17 protein-coding genes are annotated in these 18,261 nt (G+C 70.1%); 5 read left to right on the plus strand and 12 right to left on the minus strand.

Features of this window, described 5'->3' with window-relative positions; translation table 11 throughout:
* Positions 1 to 22: 22 nt before the first annotated feature.
* Together IG08_RS61655 and IG08_RS0132675 are read right to left on the minus strand one after the other, a co-directional pair.
* Positions 23 to 1,087: a zinc metalloprotease gene (locus IG08_RS61655; protein WP_030610821.1), complete on the minus strand. Its 1,065-nt coding sequence runs from the start codon at positions 1,085 to 1,087 to the stop codon at positions 23 to 25.
* Between the two features lie 184 nt (positions 1,088 to 1,271).
* Positions 1,272 to 2,039 carry a CDP-alcohol phosphatidyltransferase family protein gene (locus IG08_RS0132675; RefSeq protein ID WP_030610825.1) on the minus strand — a complete coding sequence of 256 codons (768 nt, stop codon included), beginning with the start codon at positions 2,037 to 2,039 and terminating at the stop codon, positions 1,272 to 1,274.
* 134 nt (positions 2,040 to 2,173) lie between these two features.
* On the opposite strand from IG08_RS0132675, the gene IG08_RS0132680 reads away from it, so the two are divergent.
* A complete protein-coding gene (locus IG08_RS0132680) occupies positions 2,174 to 3,088 on the plus strand; it encodes a transglutaminase-like domain-containing protein (protein WP_030610828.1) in 915 nt (304 codons plus the stop codon).
* Positions 3,089 to 3,096: 8 nt separating this feature from the next.
* Here IG08_RS0132680 and IG08_RS0132685 read toward each other — a convergent pair whose 3' ends face one another.
* Complete coding sequence (locus tag IG08_RS0132685) at positions 3,097 to 4,356, minus strand: PucR family transcriptional regulator (protein ID WP_030610831.1); 1,260 nt, start codon at positions 4,354 to 4,356, stop codon at positions 3,097 to 3,099.
* 91 nt (positions 4,357 to 4,447) lie between these two features.
* Here IG08_RS0132685 and IG08_RS0132690 point away from each other — a divergent pair, with 91 nt between their 5' ends.
* The 4 genes from IG08_RS0132690 to IG08_RS0132705 all read left to right on the plus strand — a co-directional run bounded on the left by IG08_RS0132690 (position 4,448) and on the right by IG08_RS0132705 (position 9,629).
* The gene (locus tag IG08_RS0132690; protein WP_030610833.1) at positions 4,448 to 4,906 is read left to right on the plus strand and encodes a nucleoside deaminase; all 459 of its coding nucleotides are present in this window, start codon (positions 4,448 to 4,450) and stop codon (positions 4,904 to 4,906) included.
* Positions 4,899 to 5,864 (plus strand): isopenicillin N synthase family dioxygenase, encoded by a 966-nt coding sequence (locus IG08_RS0132695; RefSeq protein ID WP_030610836.1) that lies wholly within the window; start codon positions 4,899 to 4,901, stop codon positions 5,862 to 5,864. Before IG08_RS0132690 ends, IG08_RS0132695 begins: the two co-directional genes overlap by 8 nt.
* A 100-nt stretch (positions 5,865 to 5,964) precedes the next feature.
* Positions 5,965 to 8,064: a hypothetical protein gene (locus tag IG08_RS0132700; protein WP_030610839.1), complete on the plus strand. Its 2,100-nt coding sequence runs from the start codon at positions 5,965 to 5,967 to the stop codon at positions 8,062 to 8,064.
* Positions 8,064 to 9,629 carry a type 1 periplasmic-binding domain-containing protein gene (locus IG08_RS0132705; protein ID WP_030610843.1) on the plus strand — a complete coding sequence of 522 codons (1,566 nt, stop codon included), beginning with the start codon at positions 8,064 to 8,066 and terminating at the stop codon, positions 9,627 to 9,629. Before IG08_RS0132700 ends, IG08_RS0132705 begins: the two co-directional genes overlap by 1 nt.
* Here IG08_RS0132705 and IG08_RS0132710 read toward each other — a convergent pair.
* The 9 genes from IG08_RS0132710 to IG08_RS0132750 form a co-directional block, all read right to left on the minus strand.
* On the minus strand, positions 9,626 to 10,039 hold the full coding sequence (locus tag IG08_RS0132710) for an SRPBCC domain-containing protein (RefSeq protein ID WP_030610846.1): 414 nt from the start codon (positions 10,037 to 10,039) through the stop codon (positions 9,626 to 9,628). The two genes, IG08_RS0132705 and IG08_RS0132710, sit on opposite strands and share 4 nt — an antisense overlap.
* A 57-nt stretch (positions 10,040 to 10,096) precedes the next feature.
* On the minus strand, positions 10,097 to 11,062 hold the full coding sequence (locus IG08_RS0132715; RefSeq protein WP_030610849.1) for a CU044_5270 family protein: 966 nt from the start codon (positions 11,060 to 11,062) through the stop codon (positions 10,097 to 10,099).
* On the minus strand, positions 11,059 to 11,670 hold the full coding sequence (locus tag IG08_RS0132720) for an RNA polymerase sigma factor (RefSeq protein ID WP_199820940.1): 612 nt from the start codon (positions 11,668 to 11,670) through the stop codon (positions 11,059 to 11,061). The genes IG08_RS0132715 and IG08_RS0132720 overlap by 4 nt, the downstream gene beginning before the upstream one ends.
* 72 nt (positions 11,671 to 11,742) lie before the next feature.
* Positions 11,743 to 12,837 carry a c-type cytochrome biogenesis protein CcsB gene (gene ccsB / locus IG08_RS0132725; RefSeq protein ID WP_030610855.1) on the minus strand — a complete coding sequence of 365 codons (1,095 nt, stop codon included), beginning with the start codon at positions 12,835 to 12,837 and terminating at the stop codon, positions 11,743 to 11,745.
* A gap of 186 nt (positions 12,838 to 13,023) precedes the next feature.
* Complete coding sequence (resB, locus tag IG08_RS0132730) at positions 13,024 to 14,754, minus strand: cytochrome c biogenesis protein ResB (RefSeq protein ID WP_030610858.1); 1,731 nt, start codon at positions 14,752 to 14,754, stop codon at positions 13,024 to 13,026.
* Between the two features lie 3 nt (positions 14,755 to 14,757).
* Positions 14,758 to 15,528: a cytochrome c biogenesis CcdA family protein gene (locus IG08_RS0132735; protein WP_030610861.1), complete on the minus strand. Its 771-nt coding sequence runs from the start codon at positions 15,526 to 15,528 to the stop codon at positions 14,758 to 14,760.
* 1 nt (position 15,529) lies between these two features.
* Positions 15,530 to 16,138, minus strand: a complete 609-nt coding sequence (locus IG08_RS0132740; RefSeq protein ID WP_030610865.1) for a TlpA family protein disulfide reductase — start codon at positions 16,136 to 16,138, stop codon at positions 15,530 to 15,532.
* Positions 16,139 to 16,204: 66 nt separating this feature from the next.
* On the minus strand, positions 16,205 to 17,458 hold the full coding sequence (locus IG08_RS0132745; RefSeq protein WP_030610868.1) for a polysaccharide deacetylase family protein: 1,254 nt from the start codon (positions 17,456 to 17,458) through the stop codon (positions 16,205 to 16,207).
* Positions 17,459 to 17,578: 120 nt separating this feature from the next.
* The gene (locus IG08_RS0132750; RefSeq protein WP_052424967.1) at positions 17,579 to 18,226 is read right to left on the minus strand and encodes a histidine phosphatase family protein; all 648 of its coding nucleotides are present in this window, start codon (positions 18,224 to 18,226) and stop codon (positions 17,579 to 17,581) included.
* Positions 18,227 to 18,261: the final 35 nt, after the last annotated feature.

Here is an 18,261-nt window from a genome sequence, read left to right on the forward strand (position 1 = left end):
CTCCTGGAGCATCCGCTCCGGCTCAGTAGATGCTGCGGAGGCCGAGAACATCACCCTTGCCGAGGGTCCTGGCCCTCGTGGAGCACTTGATCGAGCTTCCGTACATCGTGAGGTTGCCGTGCGCGCCATAGATGTCCTTCAGCCCGAAGACATGACCGGCCTCATGAGTACCGACGGAGCGGACGTCGTATTTGTTCGAGCAGCTGCTGGTCGGCTTGTTGGTGAAGTCCTTGTCGACGGTGTTGAACCGGACGTCCGCCTCCCGCAGGTCGTTCTTGACGCCCGGCGTCGCCCAGCTCCACGCGCAGGTGAAGGCGACGGTGTCGCTCTTGAGGTCGCCCGCGTCCCAGGTGCTGAGTCCGTCCCGGTCGGTGCAGTTGTTGCTGCTGCTGATGTCGGCCTCGTAGCTCGTGTAGGCGAGGAAGTTCGCCTTGTGCGCGTCGACCTGGTCGCTGTAGCCGCAGTTGTTGTTGCTCTCGGTGATGTTGTCCAGGGCCTCGTAGAACGCCCACAGAGCGTCGTTCTTGGACAGTCCCGCCGGCAGACCGCCGTCTCCGATGTACCAGTTGTAGGTGCCGTACTCCTTGAGGTCGTACGTCGCGTAGGTGCTGTCGCTGCACGCCCCGGGTGACGCGGCCGCGTCGACGTCCGCCACCTCGGCCTCGCTGCTGCCGGAGTCGACCTCGTCCGCGTCGGTGCTGTCCGAGTCGGTGACCGGCGTCTCGGCCGGGTTCCTGGTGGTGTCGGCGACGTCGGACCCCTCGGTGGAGGTGTCCGCGCTCTCTCCTTCGGTGAGGTCGTACGAGATGATGCCGTCGGTGGACACCTGCAGCGCGAAACCGGCGTGCTCGCCGTCGTCGGTCAGCGCGTGGGCGGTCACCGAAGTGCCCGGTTCGGGCACCTCGATGCCGGTCCCCTCGTACGTGACCACGCGCCCCACCGCGTCGCACAGGATCACCGACGTGCCCGCCGGCAGGTTGTAGACGGTCAGCTCCTCCTCAGTGAGCTCACAGACGTCCGGCGCCGCCGTGGCCGGTTCGGCGCTGCCGACGACCGCGGACAGCGATGCCGCCAACGCGAAGGCCACGACGGTTCTACTGACGACACCTGAGCATCTTTCTGACACTCCCCACCCCCGAATGTTCGCCCGCTGTACGGGACTTGAACAGATTCGAAGGAGAGTAGTCATCAAATGCGCACAGGACGCACCTTGTTAAAGCCACGTACACCTTGAGCGCATGGCCGGTTCTCGACTGTCCGCCGGTCGGCGCTCACCGCAGCCGCGACGACGACAGGATCGACAGCAGGTGGGCCGGGACCATCACCCACGTGATGACGGCGAGGGCGCCGAGGGCCCAGCGGGTCGGCTCGAGGTCGCCGGTGATCTGGTCCAGTACAGCGGCTGCCAGCAGCACCAGTGACGCCTCGATGCCGTTCGTCACCCGGTGGATCTTGAAGGCGGCGGCGAGGCGGCGGACGGCGGCCACGCCCTGGGAGCGCGGGCGGGTCGACTCGTCGTCGACGACGCCGAGGCCGCGGCGGGCGCGGGCCACGTCCACCAGGTCCGTGGAGGCCTTCAGCAGGACGACGCCCAGCGCGGTGGCGATGCCGATCGACAGCCAGCCGCCGACGCCGGACTCGGCGGCCCGGTAACCGGCGCCCGCCAGCAGCGCCGCGTCCGCCAGATACGCGCCGAGCCGGTCGACGTATATCCCCGCCGCGCTGTTCTGCCCCTTCCAGCGGGCGACTTCGCCGTCCACGCAGTCGAAAAGGAGGAACAGCTGCATCAGGACGACGGCCAGTACGGCGCCCGTCAGGCCCGGGATCATCAGCGCGGCCCCGGAGGCCACCCCGCACACCACCATCGTCCAGGTCAGCTGGTCGGGAGTGACCGGCGTGCGCACCAACTGGCGGGTGAGGCGCAGCGAGACGCTCCGCATGTACAGCCGGCCCGCCCAGTGCTCGCCGTTGCGACTCGCCAGCTTGGCCTGCGGCTGGCAGACCTCGCGCAGCTCCTCCAGAACCGGAGCAGCAACCATGACCGTTCTTCCTCCCGCCGGGGCCCAACTGCCGCTGACGCGGCGCTGGTCGGCACAGGTTACTTGACCTGTTACCGAGGTTTCCCGACGGGACCTCTGGACATTTTGCGGCGAATTTTGCCATGGTCCCGGTCATGCCCGAGACTCCGGAGGCCCTTGCCTTCCACGCCGCCCAGAGCCCGTTCTCCGACCCCGGCGATCTCGCCCACGTCTACGCCGACTTGCCGCGCGACCCCGCCCAACTCGCCCGCGTCTCCCGGAACTTGCTGATCCACCGCATGGAAGGCGACCTGTTCGGCCACACCCACCCGGTCGACCGTCTGCACAACGACGCCGAGACCCGCTACATCGACGACATCCTGCGGATCCTCGTGCAGCGGAACGACACCCCGCTGTCCGAGCGGCGCGAGCCCCAGGACCGCTTCGTCGGGACCTGCCGGGACTTCTCGCTGCTGCACTGCTCGTTCCTGCGCCACTTCGGCATCCCGGCCCGCATCCGGATCGGCTTCGCCGACTACTGGGGGTCCGACAGCTTCCATGTCGACCACGTCGTCACCGAGTACTGGGACGAGGAACGTGGCTGGCTGTTCGCCGACGCCCAGCTCGCCGACCCCTTCGTCACCGGCCACTGGAAGGTGGACTTCGACCCGATGGACGTCCCCCGCGACCGTTTCCTCGTCGCGGGCGAGGCATGGCGGGCGATCCGGGAGCGCGGCGCGGACCCGGAGACCTTCGGGCTGCACCCGCCGGCGGAGGGGCCGTTCCGGGGCGAGCGGTACGTGGCCGGCAGCATCCGGCTCGACCTCGCCGCGCTCAACAAGGTGGAGACGCTGCTGTGGGACGTATGGGGAGAGGACGAGGGCAAGCCCGGGGAGCCACTGCCGGAGTCGTCCCGTGCGTTCTACGACCGGGTCGCGCCCGTCGTCTGCGGCGAGGCGTCCTTCGAGGCGGCGCGGCAGCTGTTCGCGGAGGACGACGTCCTGCGCACCCCGCGGACGGTGACGTGTTACGCGCCCTTCAACGGGCCGAGCCAGGTCACCCTCCGCTGAAGCCGAGGTCAGGCCACCGTCCGCAACCGCACCCCAGCCGACTCCCCCATCCCCCGCACCACCCGGTGCGCACAAGCCGCCGCCAGGAGCTCGCCCAGCAGGTCCGGGTCGCCGATCTCCAGGCCCAGCAACGACTCGATGCGCTCCAGGCGCTGGTAGAGGGACTGCCGGCCGATGTGCAGCAGGGCCGCCGTACGCGTGGGTGAGCAGCCGTTGCGCAGGTGGACCTCCAGCGTGCGGACGAGGTCGCTCGCATGGGCCGCCTCCCACGCCAGCAACGGACCCAGCGCGTGCTGGACCAGGCGGGCGAGCCGGTCGCGGTTGGCGTCCACCCCGCCCCGCGTCAGCTCCCGTTCCAGGGCGAGGGCGCGCGAGGACGTCACCAGCGGGCCCTCCGGTGCGCCCGGCTCGGCGGCCGGGACGGTCAGCGCCAGCTCCAGGGTCGTCCGGGCCGCGCGCAACGTGTCGCTCCAGCGCAGCCAGCCGCTGTCGGCGCCGACGGCGTGCCCGACGGCCACCGTCAACCCCGGCTCGGCGACACCGCGGAAGGCCTCCTGGACCGCCCGGATGGGGTCACCGGACCGGCTGCCGGGCAGCGCGAGCAGGGCCAGGACGTCTCCCGGAAACGCCGCCCGCAGCAGACCCGCGCCGCCGAGCTGCCGTACCGCCCGGTCCACCGCGCCCACCTCGCGCGTGCCGTGCACGGACACCCCGATCAGCCGGGCTCCGGGCCTGGGCTGGAACCCGGCCAGCGCAGCCCGCGCCTCCACCTCGGGCTGGTTCAGGGCCGCCCGGTCGGCGAGATCGGCGAGCAGTGCCGCCGTATGGTCGTCGCCCCACGGGCGGACCACCGAGCGGCCCGACAGGCCCCGCGCCACGATCGCCCGGTTCGCCGCCTCCGTGATCCGTACGAAGGGCACGACCCGGCGCAGGGCCAGCAGCGGCAGACCCAGCCGACGGGCCTCGTCGGTCACCTCGTCCGGCATCGACGGCAGGGACCGCCCCACCTCCACCGCCAGCCCGGCCGCGTCCCGCGCCGCCAGCTCGCGCACATACCTCCGGCGGGTCTCCGCGTCCGTGTCCGTCAGCCCGAAGCCGTTGGTCAGCAGCAGCTCGCCGCCGTCCAGGAAGTTCGCGCCCTCGTACACCTCACTGGAGTGCACCCAGCGCACCGGGCGGTCCAGGGCGCCCTCGCCGGCGAGGAGCTCGGGCTCGGAGGCCCGCACCGGATCGAGGGCCAGGACTTCACGCAAGGTGAGTGCAGGCATCGCGCCTCCCGACAGTTCGTCCGGCTGTGAGCTGCCCGGAGAGTACTTTCCGCACGTTGCCCTCGTGTTTCCGCCACAGGAGAGTGAAGTCATGGACCCTATGGATCAGGCGACCGCCCGCACCTGGCTCGCCACCGCCGTCGCGGAGGCCCGCGCCGGGCTCGCCGAGGGCGGCATCCCGATCGGCGCCGCGCTCTACGGCGCCGACGGCACGCTGCTGGGCCGCGGCCACAATCTCCGCGTCCAGGACGACGACCCCTCGATGCACGCGGAGACGGCCGCCTTCCGGGCGGCGGGACGGCAGCGGACGTATCGCGGTACGACGATGGTGACCACCCTCTCGCCGTGCTGGTACTGCTCCGGTCTGGTCCGTCAGTTCGGCATCTCGCGGGTCGTGGTCGGCGAGGCCGCCACCTTCCACGGCGGACACGACTGGCTGGCCGAGCACGGCGTGGAGATCGTGCTCCTCGACGATCCCGAGTGCGTCGGCATGATGCGCGACTTCATCAAGAACAATCCGGCACTGTGGAACGAGGACATCGGTGAGTAATCCCCGCATCCCTACGATCGACCTGCGCCCGTGGGTGGAAGGCGACCCCGAGGTCCGCGCCCAGATCGCCCGCACCCTCGACGAGGCCCTCCAGACCGCCGGGTTCTTCCTGGTCACCGGGCACGGGGTCGACCCCGCCCTGCGCTCCGCGATCCGGGAGGGCGCGCGGACCTTCTTCCGGATGCCCGTGGACGTGAAGCAGCCGTACACCGCGAAGGTCGGCGGGCGCGGCTGGCTCGGCCCGGGCGCCGAGGCCAACGGCTACTCGGAGGGGACCGAGACCCCGCCGGACCTCAAGGAGTCGCTGACCTTCGCGACGCACGAGCCCTTCGAGGACCCGGTCGTCAACGCGGAGTGGTACGCGCCCAACGTCTGGCCGGAGGAGGTGCCCGAGCTCCAGACCCTCTGTGAGGAGTACCTGGACCGGATGGCCGTCCTGGAGAAGGAACTCCTCTCCCTCCTCGGCGAGGCGCTCGGGCTCGAAGCCGACTTCTTCTCGCAGCACATGGACCACCCGACCTACGGCTTCAACATCAACTGGTACCCGGGGACCGAGGTCGTCGGGGAGCCGCAGCCGGGGCAGTTCCGCATCGGCCCGCACACCGACTTCGGGACGGTGACGATCCTCGACCGGCAGGCCGGCAAGGGCGGGCTGCAGGTCTACACGGACGAGGGCGGCTGGGAGGACGCGCCCTTCGACCCGGAGGCGTTCACCATCAACATCGGTGACCTGATGGCCCGTTGGACCGGCGACCGCTGGCGCTCCGGCCGGCACCGCGTGCTGCCGCCGCCGGCCGACGCGCCCGCCGAGGAGCTGATGTCCCTCGTCTACTTCGGCGAGTGCACACCGGGCACGCGCGTGGAGTCGGTGCCCGCTCCGGTGGGGCGCGTGGCGTACGAGGCGGTCGACTCGCATGTTTACCTGCGGGAGAAGCTGGATTCGATCACCGTGGAGTGACAACACCGATAATTTCGTAACCCAACGGACACCACGCGATCTAGTCCGAACCAACTCCCCCTACTTACCCTGGTGTTGATACACAGCGCGCATGGGGGAGATGCGGGTGCACAGACGGTTGCACGGGCGCGGAGCGCTGTTCGACACGGAACCGGCAGGCCTTGCCCCGCGGCTCGTGGGACTGCGCCCGCACCAGCACCGGGCCACTCGCGCGGAACATCCGCAGGAACTCCCCTTCGTCGTGCTCACCGGCGGGCGCGGGCTGGGCAAGACCGCGCTGCTCGGCGAGCTGCGGGACGCCTACCGGGGGCACACCCCGGTCGCGCTGATCAATTGCGAGGACGCCCAGTTCGCGGGGCCGCCGGCCGGGCGTCCCGCGCGGTCCTGGTCGCCGGTGTCGCAGGCGCTGCTCATCCTCGCCGAGCAACTGGCCCAGCCGGTGACAGGCGCGGGGCGGATCCAGTTCCCGCGGCTGCTGTCGGGGCTCGTCGCCGTCGCCGCGAGCGGCTGGGAGGACGCCGACTCGGAGCGGATCCGGTACGAGGTACGGCGGTTCCTGCTGCTGAACGAATCCGGCTCCTGGATGATCGGCTTCACCGGGCGGTGGGTCGGGCGGACGCTCGCCGACGTCATGACCGTGGTGACCAGCGGCGCCGGAACCCTGGTCTCCTCGGCCATCGGGGCCCTTCTGGAGGCCTTCTCCGACAGTTATGTGCGCCGGCGCCAGCAGCGGGCGGCCGCCTGGTGGCGCGACTATCCCAACGCCAGCGGCAACCCCGCGCGCGGCCTCATGGAGCTGTCCGACCACTTCCGGGCGGGCGGCACCTCCCGCGAGCACGCCGAGCGGCATCTCGTACGCGCCCTGCTCGCCGACCTCTCCGACGCCTACACGGGCGTCCTGCCGCGCATGCAGCGCCTGGGCCGGCCGCTCGTCCTCGTCGACAACGCCCACAGCGCCCCCGGTCCGGGCCTGCGGGACGCCGTACTGCGGGACCGTTCCGACGGGATCGCCGACCAGGTCGTGTTCATCGCCGCACAGCGCGGCGACGACCGCACCGCCCTGCGCAACGCCGTACGACGCTCCCTGCCCGAGGTCGCGCGGCGCAGCGACTGGTCGCCCGACCCGGCGGCCCCGTCCTCCCGCGCCCTGCTGGTGTCGCTGCCCCCGCTCAGCCCCGACGACACCCTGCACCTCGTGGGTGCCGTCTGCACGGACGCGCCCGTGCCGCCCCAACTCCCGCAGGCCACCCACCGGTTGAGCGGTGGCAGTCCGCTCGGTATCGTCCTGCTCGCCGACTCCGCCGCGCAGAACCTGCCGGGCGCCGCCTCGCTCGGCGAACTGCTGACGGCGGACGTACGGCTGCACGAGGACCGCGACGGACGGCCCACGTACCTCGAACTCCTCGACCGGCTCGTGCCCGCCGACCGCCTCGACGAGCTGACGGTGCTGGCCGCCGCCCACGACCACGACTCGGCCACCGCGCTGGCCGAGGCAGTCCTTCCGGACGACTTCGGCCCGGCGGACGTACGGGCCCTGCAGACGCGCCTGGTGCAGGAGGGGCTGCCCGAGGTGCGGGGGCGGTTCGTGGGCGACTCCTTCGTGCGGACGCTGCTGCTGCTCCGGCTGCACCACCGGGACGCCGACCACCGGCAGTGGCGCGAGGCGCACGAGACGCTGATCCGGTACTACGCGCCCACAGACGGGGATGATCCTTCGCGCGCCCGGTACCGGCTGCACCACGAACTCGCCCTGGGCAGCCCGGAGTCGGCGGTGGCGTACCTGCGCGACACCTTCGCCGGCCTGGACACCCGCACCTGGCTGCGGACACTGCGTTTCGTCGCCTCCGCCCCCTATTTCCACGCGCACGACGCCGAGGGCCGCGACTTCGCCGCCCGCGACGACCGGCGGGCCGCGATCGCGCTCGGCCACACGGACGCGGCGCAGGTCGTGCCGGACGACGTGGACGCCGTACTGCATCTGCGGGTACGGCGGTTGCTGCACGCCGTGTGGCAGTTGACCGACCCGCTCGCGCTGCCCGACCCGAAGGTGCGCGACCGGCTCCGGTACGAGCTGGAGCAGTTGTCCAACCTGCGGCCCGCGGGCAACGCGCTGCTGTGGCGGGCCTCCCGGGACTGGCCCGAGGACGGCGTCCCGGACGACGAGGGCGACGACAGCGACGACCGGGACGGGGAGGCCTGATGGCCGGCAGAGGCTTCGGTACATGGCTGCGCGAGGGCGTCTGGGAGATCCCCCTGCGCCGCTACCTCGGCCTCCTGTTCACCCTCGTCGTGCTGGGCGGCCTGAGCTTCGCCGTCCGCACGCTCGCCCACGACGACCGCGCCTGCGCCGCCGGGGTCGTGAAACCCGAGGGCAGCGACGAGTGCGTGGGCGTCTCGGCGACCGCCTACTCCTGGGGGCGGCCCCAACTCCGGGACGCCGTAAGGGCGATCGACCGCGAGAACAAGTCCATCAAGGGCGACTACGTCACCGTCGCCCTGCTGGAGCCCTTCACCGCGACCGACGCCGACAACCTCGGGGACGTACTGCACGAGCTGCAGGGCGCGTATCTGGCGCAGTACCAGGCCAACCACCTCTCCAACGGCGCGGTCCCGGCGATCCGGCTCGTGCTCGCCAACCCCGGTGCCACCGGCGCGCACTGGAAGCACACGGTCGACCAGCTGGAGGGGATGACCGGCGGCGAGGACAGGCTGCGGGCGGTCGCCGGGATCGGGCTGAGCACCGTGAACAACGAGAAGGCCGTCAAGTCGCTCACCGCCCGCGGCATCGCGGTGATCGGCACCTCCATCACCGCCGACAGCCTCGCCAACGGGCAGAACGGCAAGAACCCCTTCCCGGGGCTCGCCCGCGTCGCCCCCACCAACTCCGACGAGGCCCGCGCGCTCACCTCCTTCGCCAAGGTCACGGCGGGCAAGGCGGTGCTGGTGTACGACGAGAAGGCCGACGACAAGGAGCACGGCGACCCCTACGCGTGGACGCTCCAGCAGTCGTTCCAGAAGCTGCTGAAGGGATCGCCGTACGCTCCCTGGTCGTTCAACCCGCCCGACGACCGCAGCGAGGAGGGCAGCACCCCCAACGACTTCGAGCAGATCACCCACCTGGTCTGCGACACGGGCGCCGGCACGGACACGATCCTCTTCGCCGGACGGCACACCCAGCTGCGCCAGTTCATCAACGCGCTCGGCGAACGCGGCTGTCAGCAACGGAAGTTCACCCTGCTCACCGGCGACGAGGGCTCCTACCTGACCGGCGACAAGGATCTGGACTGGGACGCCCTCAGGCACAACCTCACCGTCCGCTACACCGCCCTCGCCCACCCGGACGCCTGGGTCACCGACCCGCCCTCGACCGGCGGCAGCGCCGACGACGCGAAGGTCCTCCGGGAGCTGGTCCGCGAGGGCCAGGGCGACAAGGTGGGCCCCATCGGCAGGATCGACCTGGAGGACGGACAGCTGATCATCGCCTACGACGCGATGCGCCTGACCTACCAGGGCATCCGGTACGCCAAGGGCGACGGGAAGACCTACCCGACACTCGAAGAGGTCCGCACCGAGTGGCGGTTCATCAAGGGCACCCAGCAGCGTGTGAACGGCGCGAGCGGCTGGATCTGCCTCGACAACCACGGCAACCCGTACGACAAGGCCGTCCCCATCGTGGAACTGACCCCGGAAGGCCGCGCCAAGTTCGTCAAGATCGCCTGGCCGGAGGGGAAGCCGCCGGCGAAGGAGTGCCTGCCGCCGTCCTAAGGGTCTTTGAGGTCGGCCTCCAGGAGGGCGATGAGCCGCTCGAACCGTGCCCGCCAGCGCTGCTCCGACTCCCCGTCCCCCCGGAACTCGTGGGTGAACCGCAGAGCGGCCCCGTCCTCCCCGTCCCGCTCCAGATGGAAGCGGATCCGCCCGCCGTCCCCGACCGTGTACTCCGCGACCCGCTCGACGTCCCACGCCGTGACCCGCCCCTCCCCCAGGTCACGCAGCGTGACTGCGCCGCCGAGTCTGGGTTCGAGGACGTGGGCGGGGGTGAACCAGCCCGCGAGCCCCTCCGCCGTCGCGAGGGCGGGCCAGACCTGCTCCATGGGCCGGGGAAGCCGTACCAGGAAGTGGAGTATGTGCGTGTTCCCGTGGGTCTGACTGGTGCCCTGTTCGATGGATCCGGTCATAGCACCAGCCTGACCCTTGGTGACGGGTTCCGCACGTGGTTACGGACGCTCCGCGGCTTACGGCCGCTCGCCGCGCCCGTCCACGACCGTGCGCTCCAGAACGGCGCTGCTGCCGGTCACGTCCCCCTTCTTGAAGCCATACGGCAGGTCCTTCACCGCGACCTCGCGCTCGCCGAGGAATTCCTTCGTCTCCTTGTCGAAGATCAGCTCGACGCGCTCCCCGGCGTCGACCCGCGCGACCGCGATCCCGTGCCGGCCGGCCGCGTCCACCACGTCGTCGATCACGAACACACCGGAGATCTTCGCGGCCGCGCGGTAGAGGGCGGCGGCCTGGGCGGGCGGCATCAGGGACTCGCGGGCGAGGTCCCCGACGAGGACGAAGTTGGCGTCGTCCTTGTTGCTGCTGCCGTCGCCGCTGACCTTGTTCAGCCACGCGTACATCTTGTCGGGGTCGGTCGGCAGGGTCTGGAGGTGGCGGTAGTCGGTGTTGGAGGGGATGCCGGGGGTCTGGGCCTCCAGGAGGATGTCGTCGGAGCGGACGGCCGGCTCGTGCACCATGCCCTGCTCCTTGCCGTCGACCGACAGCCACAGCTCGCGCTGGTGAACCGGGTCGAGCTTCGCGGGCCCGTCGCCCTCCTGGGAGGACCAGGCGACCTTGCTCTTGATGTACACGAACTGGTCGTCACGGATATCGCTCGGCACATCGGCGTGCTCGGCGGCGAGCGCGATGTCCTCCAGCAGGGCCGCGGCGTTCTGCGGGGCAGACGAGGTGGACGGGGCGGACGGGGCGGACGACGGCGAGGCGGCCGGCGGCGCGGACTCGCCGGAGCCGGACGGCACGGCGAAGGTGAGGGTCACGGCGGTGACGGCCGCGACGGCTCCCGCCACGAGGGCGGGGCGCAGCCAGGGCCTGCGCGCCCGGGCCTCGTTCTGGTGCGTCTCCTGCCGGATCTCGGTCATCAGATGCTCCTTGAGCAGTCGGTGACGGCCCGGCGGAAGGTCCTTCTCGGGAAGCTCGTTCATCGGTTTCCCTCCCTCAGGGGCCTGACCGCGGTGGTGCGGTCATCTGTCATCTGTCCGCCCGCTTGGGAGAGTTCCATGTGTTTCGCCAGTTTTGTCCTCGCGCGCGAGAGCCGTGACCGTACGGTCCCCACCGGCACCCCGAGCGCCTCGGCCGCCGCCTGATAGTCGAGCCCCGACCACACGCACAGCGCCAGCACCTCCCGCTCGGCCCGCCGCAGCCTCGCCAACGCCGTCTGTACGACGGCCAGTTGCGCGGCGTCGTCGAGGCGCCCGGCGACCTCGTCGGCGAAGTCCCGCACGGGTTCCGCCCGGGGCAGGCGGCCGACGGCGGCGGCGTGTCTTCGGGCGGCGCGGCGGGTGTTGCGCGTGACGTTGGTGGCGATGCCCAGCAGCCAGGGGCGCAGGGAACCGCCCTCCTCGTCGAGCTTCGCGCGCAGCCGCCAGGCGTCGAGGAAGGTCAGCGAGACGACGTCCTCGGCGGTCGACCACTCCCCCGTGAGCCGGTAGGCGTGGTTGTAGACGGAGCGTGCGTACGCGTCGAAGAGCTCACCGAAAGCGTTGTGGTCCCCCGCGCGGATGCGTTTCCGCAGATTCGTATCCACGTCCATCTACCTGTCCGGACGACGAAGGCCGGTTCCCGTGACCTGAGTCACATGGAACCGGCCTTCACCGTAAGGGACTTACACGCCCGCGTACGAGTGCTTACCGCTGACGAAGATGTTGACGCCGTAGTAGTTGAACAGCCAGCAGCCGAAGGCGATCAGGGCCAGGTAGGCGGCCTTGCGGCCCTTCCAGCCGGCCGTGGCGCGGGCGTGCAGGTAGCAGGCGTAGGCGACCCAGGTGATGAACGCCCAGGTCTCCTTGGGGTCCCAGCCCCAGTAGCGGCCCCACGCGTCGCCCGCCCAGATCGCGCCCGCGATGATCGTGAACGTCCACAGCGGGAAGACGGCCGCGTTGACGCGGTAGGAGAACTTGTCGAGGGACGCCGAGGCGGGCAGCCGCTCCAGGAAGGACGTGGCGAAACTGCCGGGCTTGCCGCCGCTCGCCAGCTTGTTCTCGTACGAGTCCTTGAACAGGTAGAGGATCGTGCTGACCGCGCCCACGTAGAAGACCGCGCCGCACAGGATCGCCGTCGAGACGTGGATGTACAGCCAGTACGAGTGGAGGGCCGGAACCAACTGGTCACTGGCGGTGTACAAGACAGTGACGGCGATGCCGAGATCGAGGAGGACCGTCGTGATCAGGAACAGTCCGAGCCAGCGCACGTCCTTCTTCAGCGCGAGCAGCGTGAGGTACACGCCGACGGCGACCGTGGAGAAGGTGATGTTGAACTCGTACATGTTGCCCCACGGCGCCCGCTCCACCGAGGCCGCGCGGGCGATGACGCCGCCCAGCTCGATGAGAAAGGCGAGCACGGTGAGGGACACGGCGATACGCCCGTAGAGGTCGCCCTGCTCGTCCCCGCCGTGCGCCCCGGGCCCGTCGGGCACGTCACGCGCCCCGGCGGCGGCCCGCACGACGACCTTCGGCCGCTCCAGTACCGCGGTGCTGCCGGCCTTGTTCACCGTCACGGCCGGCGCCTTCGCCCCGCCCTCGGTGGTGAGCGCGGCGGCGGTGCGGCCGATCTTGCTGCGGCTGCCGAAGATCCATTCGGTGATGTAGGCGAAGAAGGCCAGGGTGTAGACGGCCATCGCGGAGTAGATCAGCGTGTTGCTGAGATTCGCGAGGCTTTCGTTGGTCGCGGCAGCCAGATCGGTTGCGGTGGCGAGAGTCACCTCAACACTCCTTCGGGTGAATATCCCGGCGACTTGCCGTCGGGCGGTGAGGGCTACGGGAGGCTTGGTGTCGTGTTACCGGGCTGGTTTCAACCCGGCTGGCGTTGATCGTGGAAGACCTGGGGGGCCGCTGGTCCGCCAGGCGGCGAGAGCCAGGAATCTCCCTTGTTCCGCGCGGGAGAGGATTCAATTCTCTGCCCCTTCGGCGCATGCGGCGTCGGAGTCGGACGCACTGTCCGGCTCCGCCCCCGTGCCGTCGGGCGCCCCGGGGGCTCGGTCGTACAGGACCCCGGCGAGGTCGCCGAGTTCCTCGGGCAGCTTCGCGGACTCGCTCCGGCCGAGTCCGGCCATCTCGACGACCGTCACACCGTCGGCGCCCCGCACCGCCCTCACCCACACGCGGCGGCGCTGGATGAACAGGGAGCCGGCGAGGCCGAAGATCGCGGCGATGGCACCGGCGAGGGCCCAGCCGCTGCCGGGCTGCTGGGTGACCTGGAAGTTCGCCCACTGCTCGGTGCTTTCGTAGGTGATGGTGCCGGCGCCGTTCGGGAGCTTCATGGTCTCGCCGGGCTTCAGGTTCTCCCTGAGCTGGGCGCCCTTGGAGTCCTTGAACTCCTTCACGTGCGTCTTGTCGAGCTGGTACACGCTCTGCGGGATGCCCGAGTCGACGCCGAGGTCGCCGTGGTAGGGCGTCAGGTTCAGCACCGGGTTGTTCAGCGCCGGGAAGGTCGAGGCCGTCTCGCTGCCCTTGGTGTAGGTCGGCAGGAAGAAGGCCGAGATGCCCAGCTGTTCGCTGACGCCCTTGGCGTTCTTGTAGCCGTCGAGGACCTTGACCACACCGGTGGAGGTGACGTTGGAGTCGAGCGGAAGGAGGGGGACGGCTTCGCGGTAGACGACGTCGCCCTTGCCGTCGCGCACGGTGATGACGGGCGCGTAGCCGTGGGCGGTGAGGTAGACCTTCGAGTCGCCGATCTCCAGCGGCTCGTTGACCTTGACGATCGTCTTCTTGTCCTTGCCGTAGGCGCCGTCGCTGTAGGTGATGGCGGCCTGGTAGGTGCGCGGAGTGCCCTTGTTCGGTCCGCTCGTCTCGTAGGTGCCGGTGAACTTGTTCAGGAGGAAGCTGAACGGCACCAGGTCGTCGGTGTCGAAGAGGTTGCCGGACTTGAAGTCGTCGTACTGGGTGAGGGTGTTGGAGAAGCCGTCGCCCTCGACGACCAGCTTGTTGCCCTCGGTCCTGAAGAGCTGGCCCCAGGCGAAGGCGGTCAGCATCACGATGAGCGCGATGTGGAAGGCGAGGTTGCCGACCTCGCGCAGATAGCCCTTCTCGGCGGCGACGGCGTCACCGGCGAGGTGGGCGCGGAAGCGGCGCTTCTTGAGGAGGGCGAGCGCGGCCTCGCGGACCTGCTCGGGCTCGGCCTGGGTGCGCCAGGTCGTGTAGGCGGGCAGCCGGGTCAGGCGCTTCGGCGCGCCCGGCGGGCGGCCGCGCAGCTGGCCGACGAACTGCCAGGTGCGGGGGATGATGCAGCCGACGAGGGAGACGAACAGCAGGATGTAGATCGCGGAGAACCACACCGAGCTGTAGACGTGGAAGAGGCCGAGCTTCTCGTAGACGTCCCCGAGCGTGGGGTTGTTCTTGACGAAGTCGGCGACCTTCGTCGCGTCGGTCCCGGACTGCGGGATCAGCGAGCCGGGGATCGAGCCGACCGCCAACAGCAGGAGCAGCAGCAGGGCGACGCGCATCGAGGTGAGCTGGCGCCAGAACCAGCGGGCCCAGCCGATGACACCCAGGCCCGGCACGCTGCTCAGCGACTCGACGGGCGCGGTGGACAGTTGGGAGCCGGCGGCGCCGAGGTCCTGGTCGTCCTGGGCGGTGGCCGGGGGTTCGCCGGTCGGTGCGCCGGTGGTGGTCTTGCTCATGGATCAGATCCCCACAGTGAAGCCGTTGGACCAGGACTGCATGTCCTGCACGAGGGCGTCCCACGCGCCGGTCAGCAGCAGCAGACCGGTCACGATCATCATGGTGCCGCCGACACGCATGACCCAGACATAGTGCCGTTTGACCCAGCCGAAGGCTCCGAGGGCCTTGCGGAAGGCGACCGCGGCGAGCACGAAGGGCACGCCGAGGCCGAGACAGTAGGCGACCGTCAGTATGGCCCCGCGGCCGGCGCTGCCCTGCTGGGAGGAGAGCGCGATCACGGAGGCGAGGGTCGGGCCGATGCACGGGGTCCAGCCGATGCCGAACAGCGCGCCGAGCACCGGGGCGCCGACCAGCCCGGTGGCGGGCTTCTTGTGGAAGCGGAACTCCCGCTGAGTCATCCAGGGCATCAGGCCCATGAAGAAGACACCCATGAGGATCATGAGCACTCCCAGCACCTTGGACAGCACGCCCTGGTTCTCCAGGAGCGTCGTGCCGAAGTAGCCGAACAGGGCCCCGCTGGAGACGAACACGGCGGTGAAGCCGAGGACGAAGAGGGAGGCGCCGGCGACCATCCGTCCGCGGCGGGCCTCGGCGAGGTCGGTGCCGGCGACGCCGGTGACGTAGGAGAGATAGCCGGGGACGAGCGGCAGGACGCACGGGGAGAAGAAGGAGACGAGGCCGCCGAGCAGGGCGATGGGCAGGGCGACCAGCAGGGCGCCGTTGAGCACCGTGCCGTTGTAGCCGTCGGCGGCGAGCGTGGTGAGAGCGCTCACGTCACTTCTCCGCGAGGACCGGATTGATCATCTTGCGGAGCTTCTCCTCGCTGAGCGCGGCCAGCGAGCGGGCGGCGATCTTGCCGTCGCGGTCGATGACGAGCGTGGAGGGGATGGCCTGCGGGTTGAGGGTGCCCTTCTGGAAGCGGAGCATCAGCTTGCCCGTCGGGTCGTACAGGCTCGGGTAGGTGACGCCGAACTCCTTCTCGAAGGCGAGGGCCTTCTGGGTGTTGGCGTCCCGGGTGTTGATGCCGACGAACTGCACGCCGTCGGCCCCGAGGTCCTTGTAGACCTTCTCGAAGTTGGGCGCCTCGGCACGGCACGGGGCACACCAGGAGCCCCACACGTTCAGGACGACGACCTTGCCCTTGTAGCCGGCGACGTCGAGCTGCTTGCCGTCGACGGTCTTGCCGGACAGGTCGGGGGCCGCGGCCCGGTCCGCCTTCTTGACGGTGGAGATGCCGTCCGCGCCCATGACGAAGTTGGTGTCACCGCCTCCGCCGGAGGTGCCGCCCGAACTGCACGCGGACAGGATCAGCGCGGCGACCGCGGCACCGGTGGTGAGCAGGGTGGCGCGGGTACGGGAGCGGCTACGGCTGGCGGCACTCATGTGAAAAGTTTCGCATGCCCGTTCTGGGGATCTTGCGCACCCCCCTTGCGGGCGGAAACCCGCATTTCAGGCGGCGCTCGAGGAGGTCGTGGCCGTGCTCTTCAGGAAGGACTTCCAGCCGCCGACCGGCTGCTGCCCGACGTCGAGCGTGCGGAGCTGGGCGAGCACCTCCGGCTTCTGCACGTCCAGCCAGTCGACGAACTGCCGGAAGGAGACCAGCCGTACGTCCTCACCCTTCTCCTTCTCCCGCGCGACGTACGCGAGGGCCTTCTCCACGGCGTCCATGTAGATGCCGCCGTTCCACTGCTCGAAGTGGTTGCCGATGAAGAAAGGGGCCCGGTTCGTCTCGTATGCGCGCCTGAAGCCCGCTATGTAGGACTCGGCGGCCTGGGTGCGCCAGGCCGGGTAGTTGTAGGAGGGCGCGTTCGTCGAGTTGATCGACTGGTTGGCGAGCATGTTGTAGTCCATCGACAGGACCTCGAAGCTGTGGCCGGGGAACGGCACCGCCTGCAGGGGCAGGTCCCAGAGGCCCTGCCGCTTCTCGGGCCAGATCTGCTTGCCGCCGGGCGAGGAGGCGTCGTAGCGCCAGCCGAGCTCGCGGGCGGTGGGCAGCAGGTTGTCCTGGCCGAGCAGACAGGGCGTGCGGCCGCCGACGAGTTCCTTGTCGTAGTCGAAGGGCAGGGCGGGCAGGTCGGTCCAGCCGGTGTTGGTCCGCCACTCCTTGACGAAGGACTTGGCCTGCTCGATCTCGCTGCGCCACTGCTGGGGTGTCCAGTTGCCGACGGTGCCGGTGCCCGCGCAGAAGTGGCCGTTGAAGTGGGTGCCGATCTCGTGACCGTCGAGCCAGGCGCGGCGGACGTTCTTGAGGGTCGCCCTGATGTGCTCGTCGGTGAGGTAGCCGATGTCGGAGGCGCCACGGAGGTTGTTCGGAGGGTCGTAGAGGCGCTTCTTCGACTCGGGCAGGAGATACAGCCCGGAGAGGAAGAAGGTCATGTGCGCGTCGTACTGCTTCGCGAGGTCCAGGAAGCGTGTGAAGAGTCCGTTGCCGATCTCGGCGGCCCCGTCCCAGGAGAAGACGACGAACTGCGGCGGCGCCTGGCCCGGCTCCAACGGCACCGGCTTCGTGGGCTGATGGGGCTGCTTGCCGGTGAAGGAGGTGGAGCCGTCGCCGAGGGGGCGGACGGGAGCGGGGCTGTTCTTGGAACCCGCGGCATGCGACGACGCATCTGACGGCATGAGGGTGCCGCACCCCGCGAGTCCTGCGGCGGCCGCGGCACCCGCACCGAGTCCGAGTGCTCCCCTTCGACTGACAGTGCGCATATGCATCCCCATTCGTCACGTTCTCTGGTGGTCGCCCAGTCAGAGGTGGTGACGAACGGGGAGGTTCCTCTGATACTTCCGGATTCCGTAACAGAGGAGCTTGAAAGGGGCAGTAAGGGCTTACGCCCCGAAGGCCTTGTCCTTCCCCTTCACCGGCTTGGCGCCGGCGCGGAGATGGGCGGGCACGAGGTCGATGGCCGGCTCGGCGTAGCCGACGGACACGATCTTGTCGCCCTGGTACGTGAAGGTCGTGAGCGAGGCGAGCGTGCACTGCCGCTTGCGCGGGTCGTGCCACAGCCGCCGCTTCTCGACGTACGACCGCACGATCCAGATCGGCAGCTGATGGCTGACCAGGACGGCCTCGTGCCCGCGTGCCCGGTCCTTGGCGGTGTCCAGCGCGCCCATCATGCGGACGACCTGGTCGACGTACGGCTCGCCCCACGACGGCTTGAACGGGTTGACGAGGTGCTTCCAGTTCTCGGGCCGCCGCAGCGCGCCGTCCCCGACCCCGAAGGTCTTGCCCTGGAAGACGTTGTCGGCCTCGATGAGCCGCTCGTCGGTCGCGAGGTCGAGGCCGTGGGCCTTGGCGATCGGGGTGGCCGTCTCCTGCGCCCGTTCCAGCGGGGAGGCGACGACGTGCGTGACGTCGCGGGAGGCGAGGTGCTCGGCGACCCGGTCGGCCATCTGCCGGCCGAGCTCGGAGAGGTGGTAGCCCGCGAGACGGCCGTAGAGGACCCCGTCCGGGTTGGCCACTTCGCCGTGCCGCATGACGTGGACGACGGTGATGTCGCCGTTGCTGTTGC

This window comes from Streptomyces fulvoviolaceus, from assembly GCF_000718165.1.
In the GTDB taxonomy this organism is placed as follows: domain Bacteria; phylum Actinomycetota; class Actinomycetes; order Streptomycetales; family Streptomycetaceae; genus Streptomyces; species Streptomyces fulvoviolaceus.